This is a genomic window from Desmonostoc muscorum LEGE 12446, assembly GCF_015207005.2.
Taxonomy (GTDB): domain Bacteria; phylum Cyanobacteriota; class Cyanobacteriia; order Cyanobacteriales; family Nostocaceae; genus Nostoc; species Nostoc muscorum.
The window spans coordinates 8,756,621-8,766,214 of the sequence record NZ_JADEXS020000001.1 but is presented as its reverse complement, the minus strand read 5'-3'; the positions used below and the strand labels follow the sequence as shown (position 1 = coordinate 8,766,214).

Here is a 9,594-nt window from a genome sequence, read left to right as displayed (position 1 = left end):
GTACTTCATAACAGCAGGAAGCGCTGTATTAACCGAAACTTTGAACAACGTACATATCATTTCCTGTATCATTCGCTAAAAACAAGCCACTGTCATCACTTTCGAGGTTTTGACTACCAGCAATACCCTTTTGCAGAATTTGAATTAGTCTTTGGGGAGTGAAAGATTCTAATTCCACAAACTTTCCAGATTCCAAAAATTCTATTTCCTCAACAAATAAATTTTGACGAATTTCTCCAGTTAAATATTTTGCTGCTTGCGCCGATTCTGGAGAGGATTGAATGAACATTCCGCGCTTAGCAGCAATAATTTGACGCGGTGTTAATCCGATGTCAATAATTACAATATTGCTATCTTGAAACCATTTAGGGCTAGTACGTAGATGGTGAACTAAACCAATTCCTTGGGGACTGCAATCATGGAGTGCATAGACTTTCAAATCAGGATTGCGGCGTAGCATTTGCATCATAGTTTCAAAAATACCTTGAGGATAACCAGTGATGCTCAGAATTGCACAGTTATTTTCAAAATGGAAATTATTAGCGATTAATAGTTGAGCAATCGTAGCGCGATCGCAAACGACTAATTTATCAAAACTGTAAGCAGTAACATCAGGATTAAATGTAGTTAGGGTATTGTCTTCGCGTGGTAAAGGAAGAATTTTGACCATTAAACCATTAATTTGTCGCCAGCGATTCACCCAATTTTCAAACTCGTTTTGAGAAAATAAAAATTCCTGTGTTGATAGTCCAGTATTTTGTAGCTGTTGAGTTCCCAAATATATCGACACCATTCCCATGAGGACGCTCAAGGTAAATGCATAGAACGAACTTATCACCAATATACTGGCAGAAATTCCTCCACCAAGAATGATAATTCCGATAATTTGCAAAACTCTGGCATTGGCTCTGCGACTTTTGGGGTTAAGCTTCCTAGAATATGTATTTTGAAAAAGATTAAAAATATAAAAAGAGTTAAAAATAAACAGTGCCAAGGCAGCAATTTCTTGATTTCCACTAGTGAAATTAGCTGACCCCAAACCTATCACTAGACTCCAAAAAAAATATACGAACAACGAGCTAAATACCGAAGAAAATGACTTACTCCCAAGACGCAGGTTTAAAAAATAGAATAGTTGTTTAGGTGTAAAAAATAAGGTGTTGTTAGCAGAAATATCAGATAAAGCTTTGGCAAATAGAGGGTCAGTAATTTTAATTTTACCCATACTTGTCGGTTCAAAGGCAAACGGATGGTTGCATTTTACACACCGACCTTGATTAGCTGTCCGCTCTTTTAATTTATTATCAGTTCCGCATTTAATACACTTCATAATTTTTATTGGATATTAGTAGTGAATCGTTAGTTATCCAACACCTGATTCGCCAGCAGAACGTTGTAATCTTCCCGTTGGCGAATTAGGCGATGTCTGCCATTTTCTAATAAGACTTCCGCAGGTTTAGGGCGGTGTAAAAAGTGAGATGACATAGCATAGCCATAAGCACCCACATCTAAAATGGCAATAATATCACCGATTTCTAATGCTGGGAGTTGGCAATTTTTGCCTAAATAATCTCTGGAGTAAGTTGTGTTACCACAAACATCAGTTGTGAAGAGGGAGTGGGGACTGGGGATTGGGGACTGGGGACTGAGGATTGGGGATTGGGGAGTGGGGAGTTGTTTTTTCCAGGTGATGATTTCTCGGTATGCACCGTGTACTGAAGGTACTGAAAGATTAGCAACGGTGGTATCAACTCCGAGAATTTGTTTGTCTTGTTGCCATTTGACAGAAACAACTTGAGCAAGCATTGTTGCACATCCAGCGATCGCACTTCGTCCCGGTTCAATCACCAAATCAATTTTCCTTCCTAAGCACCCAATTCTCTCGCTTAACTCAGCTCCAAATATTTCCCAATCAAACCCTACTTTGCTGTGATGATAGGGATAGCCAAAGCCACCACCAAAATCGAGATATTCCCAATCTGGTAACAGTTTTGCTGTAGCGAGTACCGTGTCAATCACCTCAGTGAAAGCTGCTGTAGCATTAGTTCCCGTCCCCCGATAGAAGTGTAAACCACTCAACTTCAGTCCAACTTCACCAGTCAAAGCGATCGCCTCACCAAATTCCTCAGAACGCACACCAATGCGACTATCTCCCGTAATCTCCGGCAAATTCAAGCGTAAACCCAGGCGGGGTGGGGAGATGGGGGGATGAGGGAGATGAGGGAGATGAGGGAGATGAGGGGGATTATTTTTGCTAACTTCGTTAATGAAGACTTCGCAGCACAACCGCAACTGATCCAAACTATCTAAATTGAGAGTTGTGACTCCCCAATCAAGAACCTGTATCATCTCCGCCCGATTCAAATTGCTCCCACTGTAAACAATCTCATTTGGGTTAAAACCAGCTTGCAAACCCAGAAAAATATCTCCTGGCGTATTAGCGTGGAGTCCCCAGCCAGCCGAGCGAAAAATTTTTAACAGCGCAATGTTACCATTAGTGACGCTGGCAAAGCGAAATTGTGTACGAGGATAGCTCACAGCCCCAGTTATACACTCAATAGTTTGGCGTAAGCGATCGCCATCATAAACATAAAGCGGAGAACCGTAGTTATTCAGTAACTCCTGAGCCTGTTCCCAAGGAAATGGCGGACTAAGGGAAGTTTGAAAATTATAAAATTTCTTACTCTCCATAACTTAAACTGAGTTACTCCGTCTATCAATTACGAATTACGTTAGCGCAGCGGTAGCGAGGAACGAGCGTCATTACGAATTACGAATTATTTTGTAGTTTCTCCATAGCCAACGAGGTAACCAAAACGGATGATTCCAAGATTGTTTGCTGAGGTTTTCATTTAAGAAGTGCGATCGCCAAAGTTGCCACATAATTAATAACCAGAGAATCTCACCAATCCGACGGCCTTGAATAGCTCCTCCCAAATTACCTTCGACGATTTGGACGGCGATGTGTGGATTAAAATGATTGTTGGCACCCAGTATTTCTGGATTTAGCCAGACACCAATTTGATGCCAAAAATCATTTAAACACCAAGAAGTTAAAGGAACTCCCATCCCACGTTTTTGTCGCCAGACAATTTCCGGCGGTAACCAATTTTCTACAGCACGTTTGAGGATATATTTTTCACAGGCTCCCTGTAAACAAAGTTCCCCAGACAAACGAAATGTCCACTGTGCTAAATCTAGGTTACAAAAAGGCGATCGCACCCGCAATCCATGAGCCAACCCCAAAGCAGTAGCACGGGGATGGATATTCTGCGCTCCTTTGAGCATCAAACTGGCACGGCGGAGGCGATGCAGGAAAGATGGACACTCAGTAGCATCGAGAGCCGCCAACAACCAATCTTCAGGATGCAAATTCTCTATTTGAGCAGATATTTCTGGCTGATAAACTTGAGATTCGTATCCCCAAAGACGGTGAAAAGTGCGGAGATATTGCTGGATAAAAGTTTCCTCTCCGGCGGGATTTTCTGACTGATAAACACCTGCGGCAATTAAAGGTTTATTCGTCCAACCGGCAAATAATTGATCTCCACCTTCCCCATTAAAAATTATCTGAGTTTCTTGACTAGCTTTTTGAGATAGCAAATACAACGGAACACATACCCCATCTCCAAAAGGTAAATCCAATGCCTGCACCGTAGGAATTAAAGCATTTTTGATATGATTTGGCTCTGCTGGCACTTTGACTAAAGGAATTTTCAGAAACTGCGCGACTTGTTGGGCATAGGGATATTCTGGAATCCCTGCATCACCAAAATCCAAAGTGTAGGCGCGGACTTTCACCCCTGCCTGCACTAGTAGCGCCGCCACAATTGAAGAATCAAGTCCGCCAGAGAGAAACACCCCAACAGGCTCATCCTTTAAATCGGCAATTTGTTGTCCAATGGAATTTTTTAAGAGGATTTGCAATTCCCTAATTGCCGTAGCTTCATCTGTTAGCTGTTCTGGAGCTTGTCGCCAGGAATTGATATTTTTAGATTTAGGTGTTTGAAGGATACCTAATTCACAATTACCCTGCCAAATTAATTCAGTCCCCGCCGTCACTGCAAACACTCCAGTCACAGGAGTAAAAGGTGTTGGAACATAGGAAAAACAGCCATAGCCGTATAAACCAGCAATACTAACTTCTGGTGGTTGCAAAATCGGTAAGAGTAGTTGCAGTTGAGTTGCAAACCAGATGACTTGTCCTTGCACAGTCCAATACAAAGGCACCTTTCCGAAAGGTTCTCTGCCCAAAATGAGGCAGTTATTTTCCTCCAGACTTACCCAAGCATCGGGCGAAGTTAATATTCCTGACGCCGAAACACCAGCAATTTTATTTTCTAACCGTGAACAACTTCTATTTAGTCCTATATGAACAACATTCCATATGGGAAGAAGATGATTTTCTTGTGGAGAGAACTGACTTAACCCCCTAACCCCTAAATTCAAAGCCTCTTGCCTCGTAGGGGAGAGGTTTGGAGAGAGGTTTTCCAAAACACCAGTTAACAGCGCTTCCAACTGATGTTCAGCGCCGTAACCCCAATACCCAAGAAAATGAAGTGGGATGTTGTCCATATTGGACTAGTTCACTTGAAAGGTTTCATCGCTAATTTGACGGCCTTCCAAAAACATTTGCACCTGCCATTTGCCGATGGTTGCAGCTGAATTAATAGTGTGGCGACACTGAGTATTCCAAACAGACGTATTAATTTCGCGGGTTTGATAGGTGTTTTGCTTGACAATTTGACCGTTGGGGTCAGTCCAATTACAAGAGAGAGCCAGTTTTTTACCCAAGGGTGTATCTTTCAAAGTGACACGATAAAAAACTTCTGGATTGCTTTGGCGCGAAATTGTCTCTAAATTGCCGCTATTATTTTGTGCCAAAGTGATGCGGTCTTGTTGAGCAGAAACATGAGAAAGTGCAGAACTATGTTGGTGCATCACAAATATTGTAGATGCACTCACCACCGCTAAGAGTGCCACCACTCCAGAGGTAATCCATCGATTTTGCCGTTGCTGCACCTCCAAGGCTTGACGACGATTCAACTGAATTAGTGCTTCATCTAGTAACTCCGGTGCTAAATTCATCTCCTGTAAAATTTCTTTAACCTGCTCTTGGTCTAATTCGACTTCTCGACGCGTTTGCAGACTTTCAACTTCAGTAACTATTTGTGCTAATTCCTCTTGAGTCAGTCGCGGCGTCATAGCTTAACTCCTGTTCAAAAAAGTTGATGGCGCTTGTTGATGATGTGCAATTTGAAGAGTGTTTGGCAGAAGTTACCCTACTAAATTGCAAACCGTTACTATGCATTCCCATGAATGGCATCATAAACTACAAGTTTAGTTTCTTGCTTTTCGGATTCTTTTCCAAAAAGTTTTGTAAAATTGACCAGCCAGTAACTAGATTTTTGATGCCTTAGAACTAGCCGATTAAAGCTGCTTTGTGATGGCGATAGCTGTTTTGATTATAGTGGGGTCTTTTGGTGAATGCTAAAGAGCGATCGCTCTTGACCACCCAAAACCTTCAACCCAGTCGTGATTTAGCCTCCAGAAACTGATTCACTCCATCTGGAAACCCTTGATATCAATATTAATTGTTTAGTTTTTTAACATTATTGATAAATTTGGTTAATTCTGTTTGTGAAATGTATCGAAAAATCTTGCACAACTTCTTAAAACTTTAAACTTCTTTATTCAGGCCAATAGCTAGTTCTTTTTTGCTGTGTTTCAGCTGTTTCCAAAGCACCCTAATTTGTTCGTAAGCTTCTTGGGAAGATAGTTTTCCACCTGTTTGTAGACAACTGATATAAGTAATTTTCTGGGCAAATTCTTGGAGGTTGGCATTAAACACCAAATTCTCTGGCTGGAATTTACCATAATACCGACTACGAGGGTAAAGAAAGTTGTTTTTGTCTTGTGGATTAGGGTGTGTCATGAGTTTGCTCTCTATAATTTTTACTACAGTTATAGACTTGATTTTGATCTAAGTCTAAATACACACTACAAATTCAAATTCCAGAACAACTGCTCAAAATAAAGGACATTGGGCATTGGGCATTTCTCCCCCTGCCTCCCCGGCGTTCCCCACTCCCCACTCCCCCCTCCCCCCATGCCCAACCTGTACTATTTGGCAACCTCTTCAAAGTCTGTTATTGCATAAGCAAACTCCCTAAAAGCTGTCTTAATTAGAACCTCCTTGGTTGCTCTCTCCAAGGAAGAATTACGTATGAGGTCTGTTAATTCTATAAACAGCAGAGAAAACATAAAACGATCTTGCCGGTCAACTTGTTTCAAGCAAGACAATATAAACTCATAAAGCTCTGTTTTTCTCGGCTTAGTTTGTTCTTCCCATATTTGTAACCCAAGCCGAAAAGTTCTCAAACGGATTTCATTAGTATTGTAGGACGCGTCTTTGTAGCGCACTGATACGCGTTGGGGTAAGTCCATGAGTTTTAGCTATGCATATTTAATGTAAAGTAATTATTCACTTATATTTCGACTCATCCGGAAAAATTTGTATGGGGCATTGGGCATTGGGCATTGGGCATTGGGCATGGGTTATTTCTCCCCCTGCCTCCCCTGCCTCCCCTGCTCCCTCATCTCCCCATGCCCCATTCCCCATTCCCCATTCCCCACTCCCTCATCTCCACTCACCTTGTAGAGTGAAAGCCGCCCAATAATAAGGTGCAGCATATTTTTGAGTGCGCCAAATTTCTAGCTGGGCTGTTCGCAATGCTGCCGCAGGCTTTAACCCTTCTTGTAGCATTTTTTTATAAAATACTTTCATCAGTTCCGATGTTGCCTGGTCATCTACACTCCACAGACTCACCACAACTCGTGGACTACCTGCATACATAAACCCTCTAGTTAATCCTACTAATCCTTCTCCTTTAACTTCCTCTCCCAGTCCAGTTTTACAGGCACTAAGTACCACCAGTTCTGCTTGCAGATTGAGGTTGAAAACATCATGCAAGCGCAAAAAGCCATTTTGTGGCATTCCTTTGTCGTCAAATAGCGACAACACTATCCCTGATAATTCTGGATGTTTGCTGTTGAGAATGCCATGAGTAGCAAAATGAATGATGCGATATTGACTCAACTCGTCGCTAGTTGCAGTGTTACGACTAGCGGTAAAGTCAAAAGCTGGCTTGGCTTTGTTAGCTGGAACAAGGGCAAGAATTTGCTCGGCTTCGTGGCGTGTAAATTGTAAACGCTGAAAACTAATTTCTGAGTCTCTAGCAGCTCTAGTTAAAGCGAGGGTGTTTAAATTGCCTTCTGGTACAGGTGGAGGAGATACTTGTGCTTTACTTTGGAGACGCTCATCATCAATACTAAAAATGGGATCTGCTAACACAACTAATGTCTTAGTGGCAGGTTTGCGTTCTTTGTGTTCATTTCTAAGAATAGCCACTGTAGAAGCTGAGGGTAAAGTAATAATTTCGTGGTTAATTAGCAATGGTTCATAGTTGCTAGTTCCTTGGGAATTAGGTTTAGTTAGCACAGCAAATGGTACATATTGCAAAGCACCATCGCTAACAACTACTAAGCGTTTATTTTGGAGTTGCGGGGCTACTGGTGCAAGTATGATTTTAGATAGAGCATCTATAGATGGGCTATGTTTGAGATATGGGGTAGTGATTTCTTGACGGAACTTTTGAACGATCGCTTCAATGTCTGCACGTTTGGGTAGTTCGTAACTGGTGATACTCTTATTAGTAACTGCCCAAAGATAACTCCGCTTGTCTCCTAAAGAATATTCTAAAAGTAAGGTGTCCTCATCAAGTACTTGCTGTTGAATTTGGGCGAGTGAAAGAGGTTGAGGTTGAGTCAAGGCTGCATAATGTGGACTAGTGGCACGGATTTTTACCTGGACTTGCTGATATTCTTCTAGAACTGCTTCATTTTCTTTTTCTAAAGCTTGTTGCTGGGCTTTAGTGTAGTTTCCACCTAAGAGTTGTATCCGACGTTTTTCTAAAACATCAATTTGTTTTTGTAAGTTACGTTCTTGAGAAAGTAATTTTGGTTCCACGCCTTGGCGAATATCAGCTTTTGCTTCTGTCAGCAGTTCCAAAAGACTGCGGGCGCGGGCGCGTTCGCTAGTTTGCAGTGCCAAAGCATCATATCCTTTGGATGGTTCCTGTTTGTGCAGTTGCATCAACAAATCAATATAGAATTGATAATAATTCTGCACTGTAGCAAAATAGGAAGCGCGGAGTTCTTGAGAGTTAATTTTAGTACGTAGATCTTCAACAATGTTGATGACTATTTTTATTTGAGTCAGGGCTGCGTTAAGATTGCCCTGTTTGCGTTCAGCAGAGGCGATGTTATAAATAGTCAGAGCTTCTGCTTCTCTATTTCCTACTTTTTGATATAGAGACAGAGATTGCTGGTAATAATCCAATGCCTTTTGCTGTTCTCCCAAATCTGAGTATATTATGCCAATATTGCTGAGGTTAGCTGCTAAGCCTGATTTATTCTCTACAGCTTCAAATATAGGTAAAGATTGGTGAAAATAATCTAGGGCTTTTTGTTTTTCTCCCATTTTGGAGTAGACATCACCAATATTATTTATGGTGCGAGCTTCCCCTAATTTGTCTCCTAACTGTCGGCTGATAATCAGAGATTGCTGAAAATAATCAATCGCTTTTTGTTGTTGTCGTAAATCTGAGTAGACTGTACCAAGATTGTTAAGAGAAATAGATTCTGCTGATTTGTCTCCCATTTCTTGATATAAAGGCAAGGTTTGGCTAAAATAATCTAGTGCTTTTTGCTGTTGTCCTAAATTTAAGTAAATCAAGCCAAGATTATTAATAGTACGGGCTTCCCCTAATTTGTCTCCCACTTCACGTCTGAGGGTAAGGGATTGTTGAAAATAATCTAGTGCCTTTTGAGATTCTCCTGAGTTTAAGTAGACATTACCAATGTTGTTAAGATTACGGGCTTCCCCGATTTTATCTCCTATCTCTCGTTTGATTAACAAAGCTTCGTGGAAAGAATCGAGTGCTTTTTGCAATTCTCCTAAATCTGAGTAGACGCTACCAATATTATTGAGGGTAATAGTTTCCCCTGTTTTATCTCCTATCTGGCGTCGAAGTAATAGGGCTTGATTCAAATAAAAGAGTGCTTTTTGCTGTTGTCCTAAATCTGAATAAATTTTCCCCAGATGCGCGACAGTAAAAGCTTCTGATGAACGATCGCCAATTTTTTGATACAGTGGGAGTGCCTCTTCAAATTTAGCGATCGCCTTTAACAAAGATTCTCCTGTTCCTTGCTCATATAGCTGCTTTCCCTCTTTATATGCCGCATCAGCAGCATTGCGAGTCGCATCATTGCTCTGTGTTGTCTGTGCAATGTTTACCGCATATTCTTTAGCAATTGCAATATTTGATTCTGTAAATAACAAAATGCTGGTAAAAAGAACAATACTACGACTTACTACAAATGGGAAAAATTGCCATTGTATTGAGTCAGATATTTGAAATTTAGTCATATACATCTGCGTTTCTCTAGCTTCCTAGATTTAGGATTCCCAAAAGCAAGTAAAAAATCTAAGATGCTTATCCGCGCTGAATTGGTAGTGATTTTTCAAGTAAC

Annotated in this window: 8 protein-coding genes; all 8 read right to left on the bottom strand. The window is 41.1% G+C overall.

Features of this window, described 5'->3' with window-relative positions; genetic code table 11:
- Window positions 1-28: 28 nt before the first annotated feature.
- Window positions 29-1,330 (bottom strand): toprim domain-containing protein, encoded by a 1,302-nt coding sequence (locus IQ276_RS35890; RefSeq protein ID WP_193918036.1) that lies wholly within the window; start codon window positions 1,328-1,330, stop codon window positions 29-31.
- Window positions 1,331-1,359: 29 nt separating this feature from the next.
- The gene (locus tag IQ276_RS35885; RefSeq protein WP_235116289.1) at window positions 1,360-2,691 is read right to left on the bottom strand and encodes a diaminopimelate decarboxylase family protein; all 1,332 of its coding nucleotides are present in this window, start codon (window positions 2,689-2,691) and stop codon (window positions 1,360-1,362) included.
- 72 nt (window positions 2,692-2,763) lie between these two features.
- Entirely contained in the window at window positions 2,764-4,575 is a 1,812-nt protein-coding gene (locus IQ276_RS35880) for an asparagine synthetase B family protein (RefSeq protein WP_193924042.1), read from the bottom strand.
- A 6-nt stretch (window positions 4,576-4,581) separates the two neighbouring features.
- Complete coding sequence (locus IQ276_RS35875) at window positions 4,582-5,205, bottom strand: DUF3859 domain-containing protein (RefSeq protein ID WP_193924043.1); 624 nt, start codon at window positions 5,203-5,205, stop codon at window positions 4,582-4,584.
- A gap of 475 nt (window positions 5,206-5,680) precedes the next feature.
- The gene (locus tag IQ276_RS35870; RefSeq protein ID WP_190884031.1) at window positions 5,681-5,935 is read right to left on the bottom strand and encodes a DUF7219 family protein; all 255 of its coding nucleotides are present in this window, start codon (window positions 5,933-5,935) and stop codon (window positions 5,681-5,683) included.
- A 188-nt stretch (window positions 5,936-6,123) separates the two neighbouring features.
- A complete protein-coding gene (locus IQ276_RS35865) occupies window positions 6,124-6,447 on the bottom strand; it encodes a hypothetical protein (RefSeq protein ID WP_190884030.1) in 324 nt (107 codons plus the stop codon).
- 37 nt (window positions 6,448-6,484) lie between these two features.
- Complete coding sequence (locus tag IQ276_RS35860) at window positions 6,485-6,622, bottom strand: hypothetical protein (RefSeq protein WP_235116288.1); 138 nt, start codon at window positions 6,620-6,622, stop codon at window positions 6,485-6,487.
- A gap of 18 nt (window positions 6,623-6,640) precedes the next feature.
- On the bottom strand, window positions 6,641-9,490 hold the full coding sequence (locus IQ276_RS35855; protein ID WP_235116287.1) for a CHAT domain-containing protein: 2,850 nt from the start codon (window positions 9,488-9,490) through the stop codon (window positions 6,641-6,643).
- Window positions 9,491-9,594: the final 104 nt, after the last annotated feature.